A 15067-nucleotide genomic window follows, 5' to 3' on the forward strand; every position below is an offset into this window, starting at 1 on the left:
TTCAGGAAGTCGCGGTGTCCACGCTTGCGGGATGGCCCGACTTCACTGATCGCGAGTGGGTCTTGTGACAGCGAAACGGCCACCCGGAGATCCGGGTGGCCGTTTCCATGGCGCTGTGGTGGGTGGGGTCAGTCGTCCAGCCAGTCGAGGCGGCGACCGCCCCGCTCGGTCGGCGGCGGTGGCGGCGGGGTGTCCGGTCGGTTCCGCCCGGCGGGCTGCTGGCCGTAGCCACCCTGGTCGTAGCCCCGGTCGTCGTAGCCGCCGCGCTGCTGCGGAGGCTCCTGGCCGTAGTTACCGCCCTGGTCGTACCCGCCGGCGGGCTGCTGGCCGTAGCCACCCTGGTCGTAGCCCCGGTCGTCGTAGCCGCCGCGCTGCTGCGGAGGCTCCTGGCCGTAGTTGCCGGCCTGGTCGTACCCGCCGGCCGGTTGACCGTAGCCACCCTGGTCGTACCCGCCCGCCTCCGGAGCGCCGTACCCCGCGGTCGGCTCGGCAGCGCGACCGCCGTACGGGGCGGCATCGGGCTGGCCGTAACCCTGCCCCTGCTCAGGCTGGTAGACGCCGGTGGCGTACGGGTCGGCCGGGGCCGGGTACTGGGTGCTGTCGCCGGTGTACCGGCCGGTCGGCTCGTCGAACCGCTCGCCGTACGCCGGTCCGCCAGCGGGAGCCGCCGGATACGCGGCGGTGCCACCCGGGGCGTCGTAGTCGCGACTGCCGTAGCCGCCGCCGGAGGCCGGTGCGTTGCCGTAGCCGCCACCCGAGGCCGGAGCGTTGCCGTAGCCGCCACTGGGCGCGGCACCGTAACCGTCACCGGCCGCACCGGCGCCGTACCCGCCCTCCGGGCCGGCCGGAGCGCCGTAGCCGCCGGCACCGTACCCAGCGGACGCTGGCTCCTCGCCGTAGCCGGCGCCGCCCCAGCCCTGCTGACCCGCGCCGCCGTACGCCTGGGCAGGCGCGCCGTACGGGTCCGGCGGAACGTCGTCGACCACCGGTCGGTGCATCATCGTCGGCGCCTCGCTCAGCGCCGCGCCGCCGACCATGGTCGGGTCCACGCCGCCGCCGGGACGACCGCCGACCACCCGGGTCTGGTCGTCGGGACCGCGGAACCCGCCCCGCGAGGGCGGCACCACACCGCCGCCACCAGCGGCCGCCGGAGCGTCGTCGTCGTCGCCGTTCTCCTTGCGCTTCATCCAGAGCAGCACGATCGTGCCGACACCGGCGGCGACCAGGAGACCACCGAGCAAAATGATCATGTACGAGCCGATGCCACCGCTGTCCTCGTTGTTCGCGGCGTTCGCCGGAGCACCCTGGCTGGCCTCCTCGGTGGGCTCCTCTTCGGTGCCCTCCTCGGTCGCCTCATCGGTGGGCGTGGCCTCGGGGGTGGCGGACGGGGTGGCGCTGGGCGTCACCTCGACCTTGATCGCGAGGCTGATCCGTTGCCCGGTGACGGCCTGTCCGGCGGCGGCGTTGATGGTCTTGGTGGCCACCACGTTGTCGAAGCTGGCGCCCAGGTCGATCCGACCGGGTGCGATCGGCTTGTCGCTAGTGCCGGTGAAGCGGAAGTCGCCGCTGCCGTTGCTGGTGGTGTCCAACTGCCGGCCGGTGCTGTCGCGCAGCATGACCACCGCGTTCGCGACCGCCTTGCTGTTGGCCTGTGAGATCACCTTGCCGGAGATCGACCGCACGGTCTGGTTCTGCGGCGGCGGCGGAGCGGCCTTGCCCTTCACGGTCAGCGAGACGGTGGCGGTGTCCGGGCCGGACTCGGCCTCGACTGCCACCGTGACGGTCGCTGTCGCGTCGCCAGCGTTGTCGTTGGCCGCGATCCGGACCAGTTGCGACCTCGGCTGATTGCCCAGGCCGGGCAGGTCGATCTCGCCACAACCGCTGGCACATCGAACACCCGAGGGCAGGCCGGCGAGGCTGATCGTCGCCTTGTCGTCACCGTTACCCGGGGTGACGCTCACTGTGATCGTGGCGTCGCTGCCGGCGTTTACGGTGATCGAGCCGGGGGAAACGCTGACATCTGCGGCCATGGCTGGTGTGGCGGGGACGGCGAGCAGAGCGCCGGCAACCAGCGCTACGACCACACCGGCCCGCTGCTTCCAGGCACGTCGGTGTGTTGACACGTCCACCGCCTTCCGGGCTGACTTCCCTCTGACCGGCGGGGCGCCGGGCCGGGGATCATCACGGTACGAATACGCCGTCGGCAACTATGCCTTGTCCGACTGCATGAGCGCGACCCAGGGCCAGCGTCGCGTGTCTGGCCTGGGGGTCGTATCGTCCCGTCGTGTCCTCTCCGCACAGTAAGTCCGCTGCCATTGCGGCCGCGTTGTCGGCGCTCGACGAGGGGCGTACACCCGAAAGGCCGGTGTTCCGGGAGGCGGTCCGGTCGCTGTTGGCCGTCCTCGCGGAGCGCGCCCCCGGCCGATCGGTGGAGGTGCGCGTCCCACCATACGGGGCGATCCAGTGCGTACCGGGGCCTCGACACACCAGAGGAAATCCACCAAACGTGGTCGAGATGGCCCCGAACACCTGGTTGGAGCTGGCAACCGGCAGGGTCGACTGGGCGTCGGCGGTCACCGACGGTCGCGTCCAGATGAGTGGCAACCGGGCGGACCTCTCGGCCTATCTGCCCCTCTAGTCGTCCCGATGTCCCACTCGCTGTAACGCTGAGCAGGGGAATCGTGACTTTCTGTATTGACGTCGATTCGCGTACACTGTCAGGCGATGACAGTGGTCCCGGCAGAGGAGAGTGGATCCGCCAGTGATCCCCGCCCGGCCGGTCCAGACCAGCATGAGGGAGCGGTAGGTGCCCCGAGGCGACGGCCGGCTGAGCCACGACCTTGACCCCCAACGACCTGGCCCCCAGGATGCCTGCGGCGTCTTCGGCGTCTGGGCCCCCGGCGAAGAGGTTGCCAATCTGACCTACTTCGGCCTCTACGCCCTGCAGCACCGCGGTCAGGAGGCGGCGGGCATCGCGGTGAGCGATGGCTCCGGCGTGGTGGTCTACAAGGACCTCGGCCTGGTGGCGCAGGTCTTCGACGAGCCCACCCTGGCCAGCCTGCGCGGTCACCTGGCGATCGGGCACGCCCGATACTCCACCACCGGCGCGTCCAACTGGGAGAACGCCCAGCCGACGATCCGGTCGACCACCTCCGGTACGACCATCGCGCTGGCCCACAACGGCAACCTGGTCAACACTGCCGAGCTGGAGAAGGAGGTCGCCGAGCGCGGCCTCATCGCGGACGGTTCGACAAACGACACCTCCCTGGTGACGATGCTGCTCGCCAGCCGACCGGATCTGTCGGTCGAGGCGGCCGCGCTGGAGGTGCTGCCGCAGCTGCGCGGCGCGTTCAGCTTCGTCTTCATGGACGAGTCGACCCTCTACGCGGCTCGCGATCCGCACGGCGTCCGCCCGCTGGTGCTCGGCCGCCTGGAGCGCGGCTGGGTCGTGGCCAGCGAGACGGCCGCCCTGGACATCGTCGGCGCCAGCGTGGTGCGCGAGGTAGAGCCGGGCGAGCTGATCGCGATCGACGAGAACGGGCTGCGCTCCACCCGGTTCGCCGCGCCGGAGCCGAAGGGCTGCCTCTTCGAGTACGTCTACATCGCCCGCCCGGATGCCACGATCGCCGGGCGCAACGTCCACTCGGCCCGGGTGCAGATCGGCCGGCAGTTGGCCAAGGAGCACCCGGTCGAAGCCGACCTGGTGATCCCGGTGCCCGAGTCCGGCACTCCAGCCGCCATCGGGTACGCGGAGGCGTCCGGCATCACGTACGGCGCCGGCCTGATGAAGAACCCGTACGTGGGTCGCACCTTCATCCAGCCGTCGCAGACCCTGCGTCAGCTCGGCATCCGGCTCAAGCTCAACCCGCTGCGGGAGAACGTCCGCGGCAAGCGGTTGGTGGTAGTGGACGACTCGATCGTGCGCGGCAACACCCAGCGCGCCATCGTGCGGATGCTGCGTGAGGCAGGGGCGCTGGAGGTGCACGTCCGGATCTCCTCCCCGCCGGTCAGCTGGCCGTGCTTCTACGGCATCGACTTCGCCACCCGGGCGGAGCTGCTGGCCAACGGGTTGGACAACGACGGCATCCGGCGCTCCATCGGCGCCGACACGCTGGGCTTCGTTTCCCTTCCCGGCCTGATCGCCGCGACCGAGCAGCCGAAGACCAGGTTGTGTCGGGCGTGTTTCGATGGGGAGTACCCGATCGAGTTGCCAGCCGGCAACCTGATCGGCAAGCACGTGCTCGAAGGGGTGGGTCGACGCGTCGCCAACTCGGCGCCGGAGGCCCCGCACACCAACGGCTCGTCCGTCGCCACTCCGGGTGGCGTTACCGCAAACCGCCCGTAGCACCAACCGGCGCGGCCCGGCTACCGCCGGCGGCACCGAGAACCAAAGGGGAGAACCGTGACGCACGTGTCCGAGCGCAGCGGCGCAGGAAGCAGCCCGACCGGCGCCGGCGGCGACCGCCAGCCGTGGACGGGCGGTGCTGGCCGCCAGGCGCGCAAACGCTCGGTCTCGTACGCCGACGCCGGTGTCTCCATCGACGCGGGCGACCGCGCGGTGGAGCTGCTCAAGTCGAAGGTGCGGCAGACCCGCCGTCCCGAGGTGCTCGGTGACCTCGGTGGCTTCGCCGGCCTGTTCCGGCTGGACACGAAGAAGTACAAGAGCCCGATCCTGGCGTCCTCCACCGACGGGGTTGGCACCAAGCTGGTGATCGCCCAGCAGATGGACATTCACGACACGGTCGGCATCGACCTGGTCGCCATGGTCGTCGACGACCTGGTGGCCTGCGGCGCCGAGCCGCTGTTCCTGCTCGACTACATCGCCACCGGCGAGGTCGTGCCGGACAAGGTCGCCGAGATCGGCGCGGGCATCGCCGACGGCTGTCGTTACGCCGGCTGCGCGCTGCTGGGCGGGGAGACCGCCGAGCACCCCGGCGTGCTGCGTCCGGACGAGTACGACATCTCCGCGACCGGCGTGGGCGTGGTCGAGGAAGCCGACATCCTGAGCCCCGACCGGGTCGAGGTGGGCGACGTGGTGATCGCCATGCGCTCCTCCGGCCTGCACTCCAACGGATACTCGCTGGTCCGGCACGTGCTGCTGGGCGCGGCCCGGATGCGTCTGGACATCGTGATCGACGACTTCGGTCGGCAGCGGACCCTCGGCGAGGAGCTGCTCACGCCGACCAAGATCTACGCCAAGGACTGCCTCAAGCTGATCGCCGAGGCCGAGGTGCGGGCGCTGTCCCACATCACCGGTGGCGGCATTCCCGGCAACCTGGTCCGGGTGCTGCCCGAGCACGTCGACGCGGTGGTCAACCGGTCCACCTGGAAGCCGCAGCCGATCTTCGACCTGATCCAGACGAAGGGTCGGATCGACGACCACGACATGGAGTCGACCTTCAACATGGGCGTCGGCATGTTCGCGATCGTCTCGGCCGAGGACGCTGACCGCGCGCTGGCCACCCTGACCGGCCGTGGCGTCGAGGCGTGGCAGGCCGGCGAGATCATCGAAGGCACCGGCAACGTGCAGATGGTCGGTCAGCACACCCGAGGATGATCACTTTCCGGTGATCGTACGGGCACCTGATCAGGGCTTCACCCGAGTGGCCAATGCCGCCTAGCCTGAAGGGCACCCCTCAGGCTAGGCGGAGGAGGGCGATGGCTGCTCGGGGACAGTCGTTCAGCGGGATGCGCGGTCTGGCCGCCGTCCCGTCGTACGTCGTGATGCAGCCCACCACCCTCTGCAACCTCGACTGCGCGTACTGCTATCTGCCGTTTCGCGCCACCGACCGGCGGATGCCGGTGGCGGTGGCCGAGGCGGTCGCGGCCGCGGTCAATCCCTGGGCGGCGAACGGTCGGTTCTCGGTGGTGTGGCACGGCGGCGAGCCCCTGGCCGCCGGTCGAGAGCACCTGGCCGATCTGATCGCCCCGTTCGGGCCAGAGGTCGAGCACCATGTGCAGACCAACGCCACCCTCATCGACGACGACTGGTGCGATTTCTTCGCCCGGCACGAGATGCGGGTGAGCGTGAGCGTCGACGGGCCCCGGGCGCGCAACGGCGACCGGGTCAACCGGGGCGGTCAGCCGGCGTACGACCGGATCCTGCACGGGATCTCGGTGCTGCGCCGGCGCGGTCTGCCCTTCTCCGCGCTGGCTGTGGTGTCCCGGCCCGAGCCGGGGCTCGCCACCGAGCTGTACGACTACTTCCTTGAGCTGGGCTGCGACGTGCTGGGCATCAACATCGAGGAGACCGAGGGCGTCAACACCCGCGACAACCGCCACGACCCGGCGGCGGTGTCCGCGTTCTGGGCGGAGCTGGTCGGGGCGTGGCGCCGGGAGCCCCGGATCCACCTCCGCGAGATCGAGTGGTCGTTGCGCTACGCCGCCGCGGTGCTCGACAACTCGGCGGACGCGGTGCTGCCCCGCCACCTGGACCCGATCCCGACCATCGGCCACGACGGCTCGGTGATCGTGCTCTCCCCGGAGTTGGCCGGCTTCACTGACCCCCGCTACGGCGACTTCAGCAGCGGCAACGTGCTGACGACCCCGTTGGCGCAGATCCTCGGCAACGCGGCGACGACGCCGTGGGTGAAGGAGTTCCTGGCCGGGGTGGAGGCGTGTCGGGCGTCCTGCCCGTACTTCGGCTTCTGCGGTGGTGGCCATGCCGCCAACCGTTACTTCGAACTGGGGCGTTTTGACGGTACGGAGACCGAGCACTGCCGCAACAGCAAGATCCGCCTATTGGAGGGAGTGTTGGAGCATGCCCGAGACCACCAGTCACCGGCGGCCTGAGCGCGAAGCGGACGGCGGAGTCACCGAACGGGTGCGGGACGCGGCTCCCGCGCTCGTCGCACTGCTCCAGGAGGCCGAGGACGCACGGCGGATGCGTTCGGAGGTGTCGGGCGGAGAGGGCTCCAGCGCGGTCTGCGCCTGGAACCACTTCGAGAACATCCCGACGTTCTACAACTGGAACAATCGCCCGCGCTGAGGAAGCCGTTGTCAGGGGCCTGTCGAGCGGCCGGAGTGATCCGGTCGGGCCAGGCCCCTGATCGTCGGCGATTGCACCCGCACGGGACGTGCGTGAGCACGCGGGGGTTACCGCGTGCTCAGCTGCGTCGAGAGGTCAGCGGGTCGGACGGACCCAGGGATCCGGATCGTCGTCCGCGTGATCCTCATCATCGTCGTCGACGAACTCTTTAGAGTCGTCGTCGAAGTGGTGCTCAGACTTACCAGCACCCGCCAGTTCGCGCTGCAAAGCGGTGAGGTCGGTGTTCGGGGAGTGGTACTTCAACTCCCGCGCCACCTTAGTCTGCTTGGCCTTAGCACGGCCGCGCCCCATGGCTCGACCCCCTCGCACAGAATGCGGGGCAGCCCGAAGGCGGGCCCCGATGACGTCAGGCATCTCTCGTGGCTCTTACGGTACATGGGGATGCCATCGTTCGGCACCTCGGGTTACCGTCAGCCGGCTCTGCGCGTCGCGTCGATCCGGCCGTCACCCAGTGTACCGGGTAAGGAGCGGAACGGTTAGCACCCGTGACACCGGACAAACCGCATCAAATTTGACCCCGGCTCAGCTTACCCAGCGACGCCCGGCACGGGGGCCCGGAGGCGGATCTCGTCGATCCGCCCCCGGGGGAACGCTCAGCGCAGGTGGATCGCGCGCAGCCGGCCGACGTCCGCCATCCGCCGCTCCGCCAGCCGGTCGGCGGCCACCGCCGGCGGCACACCCTCCGCGTCAGCCAGGTGCAGGATCTCGCGGGTGGTGTCGTAGATCCGGGTCGCCCGCAGCTTCGCCCGGTCGAAGTTGAAGCCCTCGATCTCGTCGGCCACCTGGATCACGCCGCCCGCGTTGACCACGTAGTCCGGCGTGTAGAGGATGCCCCGGTCGGCCAGCAACTTCTCGATGCCCGGGTGGGCGAGCTGGTTGTTCGCCGCCCCGGTGACCACCTTGGCGCGCAACGCCGGCACGGTGTCGTCGTTCAGGGCGCCGCCCAGCGCGCACGGCGCGTACACGTCGATGTCCGCGGCGACCAGCGCGCTGGCGTCATCGACGAGGGTGACCTGCGGGTGGTTGCTGCGCACCCAAGCCAGCGCCTTCGGGTTGACGTCGGTGGCGACGACCTCGGCGCCATCCTCCAGCAGGTGCCCGGTGAGGTACTTGCCGACCTTGCCCAGCCCGGCCACGCCAACCCGCCGGCCCCGCAGGCTCGGGGTGCCCCAGACGTGCTCGGCCGCGGCCCGCATCCCCTGGAAGACACCCCAGGCGGTGAGGATCGACGAGTCGCCGGCGCCGCCGTGCTCCACGCTGCGCCCGGTCACGTAGCGGGTCTCCCGGGCCACGACGTCCATGTCCGCGACGTACGTGCCGACGTCACAGGCGGTGTAGTAGCGGCCGCCCAACGACTCCACGAAGCGGCCGTACGCGCGCAGCAGCGCCTCGCTCTTGATCTGCTCCGGGTCGCCCCAGATGACGGCCTTGCCGCCGCCCAGGTCCAGCCCGGCGAGCGCGTTCTTGTACGCCATTCCGCGGGACAGGTCCAGCACGTCGGCGAGGGCGTCGTCCTCGCTCGCGTACGGGTAGAAGCGGGTGCCGCCGAGCGCCGGGCCCAGCGCGGTGGAGTAGATCCCGATGATCGCCTTCAGGCCGCTCTGCTTGTCCTGGCAGAACACGACCTGTTCGTGACCGGTCGATACCGGGTCGTCGGTGCTCGCGAATACGCCCATGGTTGGCTCCTACTGTGGTGTGCGTCCTTGTGGGACGCGGACCTGGTGGACCCCGGCGGGGATGCTGCCGGTGTGATCGAGCCTAGTATCGGCCGCCGGGCGGGCGCTCGACGCGCCGCCGCCGTCCCACGGTGCGGCGCGCGTGCTCCGGCCGCTGACCGCGTACGGGCGTGGTTCGTGGGAGGATCGCGCGGTGCCGTCGCTCTTCGCTTCTTACCTGCGCGTGTACGAACCGCTGGCCGCCTTCGATCGAGACCGGCAGAGCTACTGGCGCCGCTACGTCTCGGAGGGGCGCGCGATCGCCCCTGTCGAGGGGCCCGGCCGGCAGCGGACGGCGGTGATCGAGGCGCTGGGTGCCGGCTGGACCCGGCTGCCGGACCTGCCGGAGGAGGCGTACGTCCTGGAGACGGACGACGGCCTGCTGGTCTGCCCCTGGAACCTGCGCATCCGGGTCGCTGAGGCGGCGCTCAGCGCCCGGGACGGGGTGCCCTCGGTGCTCGCCGACGCCTTCGTGCCGCCGGTGCTCGCCGGGCAGGCCAGGGCGGTGGTGGACGACTGGCGCAGTGGCGCCCGGGTGCTGGAGCACGGGGTGCCCCGGGTGCACGAGCAGATCGCCACCTGGGGCGTACCCCTGCGGTGGTTCGTGCTCTTCGAGCCGGCGGAGCGGGACCTGGTCACCCAGCCGGGCCGGCGGGCGTTGCGCTACCGCACCGAAATCTCCAAGGCGCGACGCCGCTCGTCGCGGGCGCTGTCGGTGCTGCGCAAGTCGGTGGGCGAGGCGCCGATCACCGAGGCGGTGGAGGAGGCGGCCCGCTGGCTGGAGGAGTTCCATCCGCGGTCAGTGGTCGAGCTGGACTACGGCGGTCTGGTCGACCTGCTCTCCGACGAGACGCTCGCCGCGGACGACTCGCCCGAGCTGGTTGCCGGCGGCCTCGCGGGGCTGTCGCGCGGCGAGGCCGAGGAGGCGTCGGCCGCGTACGACAAGTTGGTGGCGCGGTGGCGCGCGGTGCAGCTGCTGGAGCGGTGCAACTAGGGCATATCACCCTAGGAGCGCTCCCAAGGTGAGTTGTGCTCGTAGTTGACGCATCACGAACCGTGATCATGAGTCCGAATAAGGTAGTTTCTGCCGTGTAAAAGTCGTAAAAATCGGGCATGGTTCATCCGTCCGTCTAGGGACCTTCATCCGTTCGGCCCATGTCGGACATCGGGGACTAGCCGGACCATGGGAGACGCGTCGGCCGGCGGGACCCCGGCCGATGTCTATACATGTGGAGGAGTGACCGATGGCATCGCGAACGCACGAACCAGAGCCGCTACTCACGCCGGCCGAGGTGGCGTCGATGTTCCGGGTCGACCCGAAGACGGTGACCCGGTGGGCCAAGGCTGGCAAGCTCAGTGCCATCCGCACCCTGGGTGGCCACCGTCGGTACCGTGAGTCGGAGGTCAGGGCGCTGCTGCAGGGCCAGATCCCGCAGCAGCGGCAGGGCGACTGAGCCGGCAACAGTTCTTCGAAAGGGGCGGTGGATCTCGATCCGCCGCCCCTTTCGTATGCCCGGCCGCGGCTCAGCGCCGTGGCTCGGCCAACGTCACCCGGATGCCGACCGTGCCGCCCTCACCGCGACGCAACCGGCTGCCCAGCAGGCTGAGTCGGCCGATCAGGCGGTATTTGTGCTTGAGCAGGTCGCGGACCCGACCGGTGTCACCGCTCCCGTAGATCGTCGCGTGAGCCGACACCTCCGCCCCGTGGGGCCGACCCCGCACATCGCACGGTGCCACGGTCACCTCGCCGTTGCGGCGGATCCGCTTCACCTTGCCCGAATCGGCCCGGGTCCAGACCGCCAACGCCTCCCCGTCGCGTACCGCCCAGACCGGGGTCGGCACCGCCCGACCGTCCTTGCGGAAGGTCGTGAGCAGGATGTATTTCTCGGCCGACAGCCGGTCCAGCATGGTCACGCCGCCAGGATACGGCCGGCGCGGGCCACTGAGTGGCCGGATAGCGTGAACGTCGTGACGGTTGAGCCTCTAATCGGTGACGTGATCGGCGAACTGCTGCGAGACACGCTCGCCGTGGCCACCGGGGTAGGCCCCCGGCCCCTGGTCGGTGGTCGACTGCCGCGACCGGTCATCGAGATCATCGAACGCGACGACGGTCTGATCAACGGCGCCCCGTCCGCGCACTACCTGGACGGGCCGGCGGAGTGGCAGCCGTACGACCACCGCGCGGTGGACCGGGCGCACGGCGAGACGCTGGACATCGGCACCGGAGCCGGCCGGATCGCGCTGCTGCTCCAGGAGCGCGGCGTACCGGTCACCGGGCTGGACACCTCCGCGGGCGCGCTGGAGGTGAGCCGGCGTCGCGGTGTCCGGCGGCTGGTGCACGGCACCGTCGACACGCACGTCGCCGACGGGTCGAGGTACGACACGTTCCTGCTGCTCGGCAACAACCTCGGGCTGTTCGAGGGGCGGGAGCGTGCTCCCGAGTTCCTGGCCGCGCTCGCCGCGCTGGCCCGACCTGGGGCGCAGATCATCGCGCAGGGCACCGACCCGTACGGCACCCGCGACCCGCTGCACACCGGCTACCACGAGCGCAACCGTCGGCGCGGCCGGCTCGGTGGCCAGCTACGGCTGAGGCTGCGCTACCGCGAGTTGAGCACCGAGTGGTTCGACTACCTGGTCTGCTCGGCGGACGAGTTCGCCAGCCTGGTGCACGGCACCGGTTGGCGGCTCACCGATGTGGACGACCGCGACGCCCCCTACTACCTGGCCACCCTGCGCCTCGTCGACTGAGCAGAACGGCCCCCGCTCTCCGCCCGGCGGAGAGCGGGGGCCGTCGTACGTCTCAGACCTGGACGGTCGGGGGGAGCTGCTCGGGCGGCAGGCCACCGTCGCCGTCGACCACCTCGTCCGGTTGGCCGTCCTCGTCGATGTCGACCATGGTGATGTCCACCTTGCCGTCACCGTCGGTGTCGAACTGGAACAGGTCCGCCTTGCCGTCGCCGTCGGTGTCCACCACCCACACGTCGGTCTTGCCGTCGTTGTTGGTGTCGGCGCGCAGCAGTTCGACCCGCTCGTCGCCTCGGGTCTCCACGATCTCCCCGTCGGTGACGCTCTCCGGTGCCTGGCTCATGTCGATGCGGTCCTTCCCTCGGTTGACGGGCCGTCATTACCCGATCCGGCGCTCCCCCACGCATGGGCCGGGTCGTCGCGCTGTCTAGGGTCGCACCATGAGCGAGCGGAGCGGTCGGGAGACCCGGGCCGGCGTGGCGGGGACCCCGCGCGTCGGCGGGCGGGACAGGGAGGCGTGATGAGCGATCGTTTCGTGGTCGTGGGTGCCGGCACGATGGGGCTCGGCATCGCGTACGTGGCGGCCGGCGCCGGGCACGCCGTCGAGCTGGTCGAGGTGGACCCCGAGCGGGGCGCGGCCGCGCAGAACCGGCTTGCCGAGCTGTGGGAGCGGGCGGTGCAGCGCGGGAAGCTGAGCGCTGACGAGGCCGCCACCAACCGGCAGCGGGTGACGCTGCGTCCGACCCTCACCGCTGTCGCTCCCGCCCCCCAGGTGATCGTGGAGGCGGTGCCGGAGCGCCTGGACCTGAAGCGGGCGGTGCTGCGGGACGCCGCCGCGCTGCGCCCGGAGCTGCTGGGCAGCAACACCTCCAGCATCGCCATCGGGGCGCTGGCCGCCGAACTGGACGCGCCCGAGCACTTCCTCGGCCTGCACTTCTTCAACCCGGTCTGGGCGATGACGCTGCTGGAGATCGTGGTCGGCCCGGCCACCGCCGAGGAGACCACCGCCGCGGCCGTCGCGCTCGCCGGCCGGCTGGGCAAGGACCCCGTCGTCGTACGCGACATGCCCGGCTTCGCCACCTCCCGGCTCGGGGTCACCCTCGGGCTGGAGGCGATCCGGATGGTCGCCGACGAGGTGGCCAGCCCGGCGGACATCGACAAGGCCATGGTGCTCGGCTACCGGCATCCGATCGGGCCGTTGGAGCTCACCGACCTGGTCGGCCTCGACGTGCGGCTGGACATCGCCCGCACCCTCCAGGCCGCGTACGGGGACCGCTTCGCGCCGCCGCCGCTGCTGGTCGAGATGGTGGCCGCCGGGCGGCTGGGTAAGAAGTCCGGTCAGGGCTTCTACCGCTGGGAAGGCGGTGTCAAGCAGTGAGCGGGCTGCGGATCGAGGAGCGGCCGGACCGGCTGGTGGTCACCCTGGACCGGCCGGAGAAGCGCAACGCCATCGACGCCGACCTGATCGCCGAGCTGCACCAGGTCTGCGCCGAGTTGGAGGCGCGGCCGCGGCTGCTGCTGCTCACCGGCGGCGCGTCGGGCATCTTCGCCGGTGGCGCCGACATCGGCCAGCTCCGCGAACGGGGTCGCACGGACGCCCTCGCCGCGATCAACTCGGCCGCCTTCGCCCGCATCCGGGCGCTGCCGATGCCGACCGTGGCGGCCGTCGACGGCCCGGCGTTGGGCGGTGGCGCGGAGCTGGCGTACGCCTGCGATCTGCGGGTGTGCACGGCGCGGGCGGTCTTCGGCCAGCCGGAGGTGCGGTTGGGCATCCTGGCCGGCGCCGGCGCGACCCACCGGCTGCCCGCGTTGATCGGCGAGGGCCGGGCCAAGGAGCTGCTCTTCACCGGCCGGCGGGTGGACGCCGCGGAGGCACTGCGGATCGGCCTGGTGAACCGGGTGGTGGACGAGCCCGGCGAGCTGCTGACGGTGGCGCACGCATTGCTGGACGAGATCGCCCTGGGCTCACCGTTGGCGGTGCGGCTGACCAAGCTGGCGGTGGACGCGCCCGCCGCCGCGCACCCGCAGCTCGACCTGGTCAGCCAGGCGGTGCTCTTCGAGGACGACGAGAAGCACCGCCGGATGACCGAGTTCCTGGAGCGTCGCCGGCCGCGCTGATCCCGCGTACCAGAAACGGCCGCACCGGCGGGAAGCCGGTGCGGCCGTCGCGGGTTTCGGGTCCTGCCTACTGCCGGATCTGCACCCCGGCGTCGGCCAGGCCGCGGATCACCTGGGCGGACTCACCGAAACCGATGATCAGTACGGCGTCCGCGCCGAATTCCTTGATCTCCTTCGCGCCACCGCTGAAGTCGACCGGAGCGGCCTTCGCGTCGGCCGGCGGCTCGTACGTCAACAGCTTGAGCCGGTCGTTGGCGATACCGGCCTTCTCCAGCTCGTCGCGGACGGTGCCCTGGAGGCCCTCACCGTAGGAGTCCTTGCGGGCGACGATGACGATCTTCTGTGACCCGTCGCGAAGGATCACGTCGGCCAGCGCCCGGCCCTGAAGGCTGTCCGGCGGGGCGGTACGGAAGTAGAGGCCCTGGTCGTCGACGTCGGTCAGGCTGCTGTCGGTGTTGGACGGGGAGAAGAGGATCTTCCCGGCCTGCACCACATCCGGCAGCACCGCCCGGGAGATGCCGGAACCGCCGGCACCGATGATCACGCTGACGCCGTCCGTCACGTGCTTGGCCACCATCGCCTTGGCCACCGCCGGGTTGGTGCCGTCGTCGCCGTCGAGCCACGTCACCGGCTTGCCCAGTGCGCCGCCAGCGGCGTTGATCTCCTTGATCGCCAGCGCGGCGCCGGCGGCCATCGGCGGGTAGGCGATCGACAGGTCGCCGGTCTTCGGCAGCAGGCCGCCCAGGATCAGCGGCTCCTGGTCGGCGGCGCCACCCGGGCGCTGCTTCTTCGGCTTCGGCGGCGTCTTGGTGCTCGCCGCCGACTCGATGCCCGCGCCGACGAACTCGGTCTTGCCGTCGTTGATCTGCTGCCCGTCGAAGGTCAGCGTGGCGTAGCTCGCGGTGGCCGGCTCACCCTTGTCGGTGAAGCCCGCCCGGGTGAGCGACACGCCGCGGTACTCGATGTCCTGCCCGTTGCGGGCCAGCGCGAGACAGCTTGCCGGGTCTTCGCAGCGCTGCCCGTCGTTGGTCACGGCGACGATCTGCTTGGTGATGGCTGCCGGGTCGGTGCTCCCGGCCAACTGGGCGGCGAGCACGGCGATCACCACCGCGTCGTACGTCTCGGCGGAGTACACGTAGTCCGTCAGCGCCGGATTGACGGCCCGTAACCGGCCCTTGAAGTCGTCTGGGAGCGGTACGAGGGGCGTGGTGCCCTTCATCCCGTCCACGAGACTCGCCCGTTCCTTCAACTCGGCAGGATAGGAGTTGAGCATGTTGCCGTCCGTGCCGTAGAGGCGCACCTGTTGGGCGCTGGCCTCTTCGGGCTTGTCTTCCCCGCAAGCGCTTGTGGCGAGCAGGATCGTCGCGCAGGCAGCCAATGTGGCTACCCGCGAGCGGCGTGATACGAACATGGTCGTCCTTCCTCCGGCGAAGGTCCGCTG

The 15067-nt window shown here is 70.8% G+C and carries 16 protein-coding genes; 10 read left to right on the plus strand and 6 right to left on the minus strand.

Features of this window, described 5'->3' with window-relative positions; all coding sequences use genetic code 11:
- Window positions 1-128 precede the first annotated feature (128 nt).
- Window positions 129-2123: a hypothetical protein gene (locus MED15_RS08385; protein WP_167457626.1), complete on the minus strand. Its 1995-nt coding sequence runs from the start codon at window positions 2121-2123 to the stop codon at window positions 129-131.
- Between the two features lie 191 nt (window positions 2124-2314).
- On the opposite strand from MED15_RS08385, the gene MED15_RS08390 reads away from it, so the two are divergent.
- The 5 genes from MED15_RS08390 to amcA all read left to right on the plus strand — a co-directional run bounded on the left by MED15_RS08390 (window position 2315) and on the right by amcA (window position 6988).
- Entirely contained in the window at window positions 2315-2638 is a 324-nt protein-coding gene (locus MED15_RS08390; protein WP_112586438.1) for a sterol carrier family protein, read from the plus strand.
- Window positions 2639-2806: 168 nt separating this feature from the next.
- Window positions 2807-4345, plus strand: a complete 1539-nt coding sequence (gene purF, locus MED15_RS08395; RefSeq protein ID WP_091396045.1) for an amidophosphoribosyltransferase — start codon at window positions 2807-2809, stop codon at window positions 4343-4345.
- A 57-nt stretch (window positions 4346-4402) separates the two neighbouring features.
- Complete coding sequence (purM, locus tag MED15_RS08400; RefSeq protein WP_091396042.1) at window positions 4403-5557, plus strand: phosphoribosylformylglycinamidine cyclo-ligase; 1155 nt, start codon at window positions 4403-4405, stop codon at window positions 5555-5557.
- A 131-nt stretch (window positions 5558-5688) separates the two neighbouring features.
- A complete protein-coding gene (gene amcB / locus MED15_RS08405; RefSeq protein WP_283016230.1) occupies window positions 5689-6792 on the plus strand; it encodes a cyclophane-forming radical SAM peptide maturase AmcB in 1104 nt (367 codons plus the stop codon).
- Complete coding sequence (amcA, locus tag MED15_RS08410; RefSeq protein WP_112586209.1) at window positions 6761-6988, plus strand: multiple cyclophane-containing RiPP AmcA; 228 nt, start codon at window positions 6761-6763, stop codon at window positions 6986-6988. The genes amcB and amcA overlap by 32 nt, the downstream gene beginning before the upstream one ends.
- Before the next feature lie 135 nt (window positions 6989-7123).
- Here amcA and MED15_RS08415 read toward each other — a convergent pair whose 3' ends face one another.
- Together MED15_RS08415 and MED15_RS08420 are read right to left on the minus strand one after the other, a co-directional pair.
- Window positions 7124-7339, minus strand: a complete 216-nt coding sequence (locus tag MED15_RS08415) for a DUF3073 domain-containing protein (protein ID WP_030332207.1) — start codon at window positions 7337-7339, stop codon at window positions 7124-7126.
- A gap of 302 nt (window positions 7340-7641) precedes the next feature.
- Entirely contained in the window at window positions 7642-8724 is a 1083-nt protein-coding gene (locus tag MED15_RS08420; protein ID WP_112586211.1) for a Glu/Leu/Phe/Val family dehydrogenase, read from the minus strand.
- A 193-nt stretch (window positions 8725-8917) separates the two neighbouring features.
- On the opposite strand from MED15_RS08420, the gene MED15_RS08425 reads away from it, so the two are divergent.
- Both MED15_RS08425 and MED15_RS08430 read left to right on the plus strand, forming a co-directional pair.
- Window positions 8918-9757: a DUF8083 family protein gene (locus MED15_RS08425; RefSeq protein WP_112586440.1), complete on the plus strand. Its 840-nt coding sequence runs from the start codon at window positions 8918-8920 to the stop codon at window positions 9755-9757.
- Between the two features lie 250 nt (window positions 9758-10007).
- Complete coding sequence (locus MED15_RS08430; RefSeq protein ID WP_007073996.1) at window positions 10008-10217, plus strand: BldC family transcriptional regulator; 210 nt, start codon at window positions 10008-10010, stop codon at window positions 10215-10217.
- Window positions 10218-10287: 70 nt separating this feature from the next.
- Here the strand turns inward: MED15_RS08430 and MED15_RS08435 are convergent, their stop codons facing one another.
- Window positions 10288-10677: a PPOX class F420-dependent oxidoreductase gene (locus MED15_RS08435; protein ID WP_112586213.1), complete on the minus strand. Its 390-nt coding sequence runs from the start codon at window positions 10675-10677 to the stop codon at window positions 10288-10290.
- 54 nt (window positions 10678-10731) lie between these two features.
- Between MED15_RS08435 and MED15_RS08440 the strand changes: the two genes are divergently transcribed.
- Window positions 10732-11511 (plus strand): class I SAM-dependent methyltransferase, encoded by a 780-nt coding sequence (locus tag MED15_RS08440; protein ID WP_112586442.1) that lies wholly within the window; start codon window positions 10732-10734, stop codon window positions 11509-11511.
- 52 nt (window positions 11512-11563) lie between these two features.
- Here the strand turns inward: MED15_RS08440 and MED15_RS08445 are convergent, their stop codons facing one another.
- Window positions 11564-11851 (minus strand): hypothetical protein, encoded by a 288-nt coding sequence (locus tag MED15_RS08445; RefSeq protein WP_091396025.1) that lies wholly within the window; start codon window positions 11849-11851, stop codon window positions 11564-11566.
- A gap of 177 nt (window positions 11852-12028) precedes the next feature.
- On the opposite strand from MED15_RS08445, the gene MED15_RS08450 reads away from it, so the two are divergent.
- Together MED15_RS08450 and MED15_RS08455 are read left to right on the plus strand one after the other, a co-directional pair.
- Window positions 12029-12886: a 3-hydroxyacyl-CoA dehydrogenase family protein gene (locus tag MED15_RS08450; protein WP_112735269.1), complete on the plus strand. Its 858-nt coding sequence runs from the start codon at window positions 12029-12031 to the stop codon at window positions 12884-12886.
- Window positions 12883-13626: an enoyl-CoA hydratase/isomerase family protein gene (locus MED15_RS08455; RefSeq protein ID WP_112735271.1), complete on the plus strand. Its 744-nt coding sequence runs from the start codon at window positions 12883-12885 to the stop codon at window positions 13624-13626. Before MED15_RS08450 ends, MED15_RS08455 begins: the two co-directional genes overlap by 4 nt.
- 67 nt (window positions 13627-13693) lie before the next feature.
- On the opposite strand, the gene MED15_RS08460 is transcribed toward MED15_RS08455, so the two are convergent.
- On the minus strand, window positions 13694-15037 hold the full coding sequence (locus MED15_RS08460; protein WP_112586219.1) for an ABC transporter substrate-binding protein: 1344 nt from the start codon (window positions 15035-15037) through the stop codon (window positions 13694-13696).
- Window positions 15038-15067 lie beyond the last annotated feature (30 nt).

This window comes from Micromonospora noduli (genome assembly GCF_003264475.1).
Classification (GTDB): Bacteria; Actinomycetota; Actinomycetes; order Mycobacteriales; family Micromonosporaceae; genus Micromonospora; species Micromonospora noduli.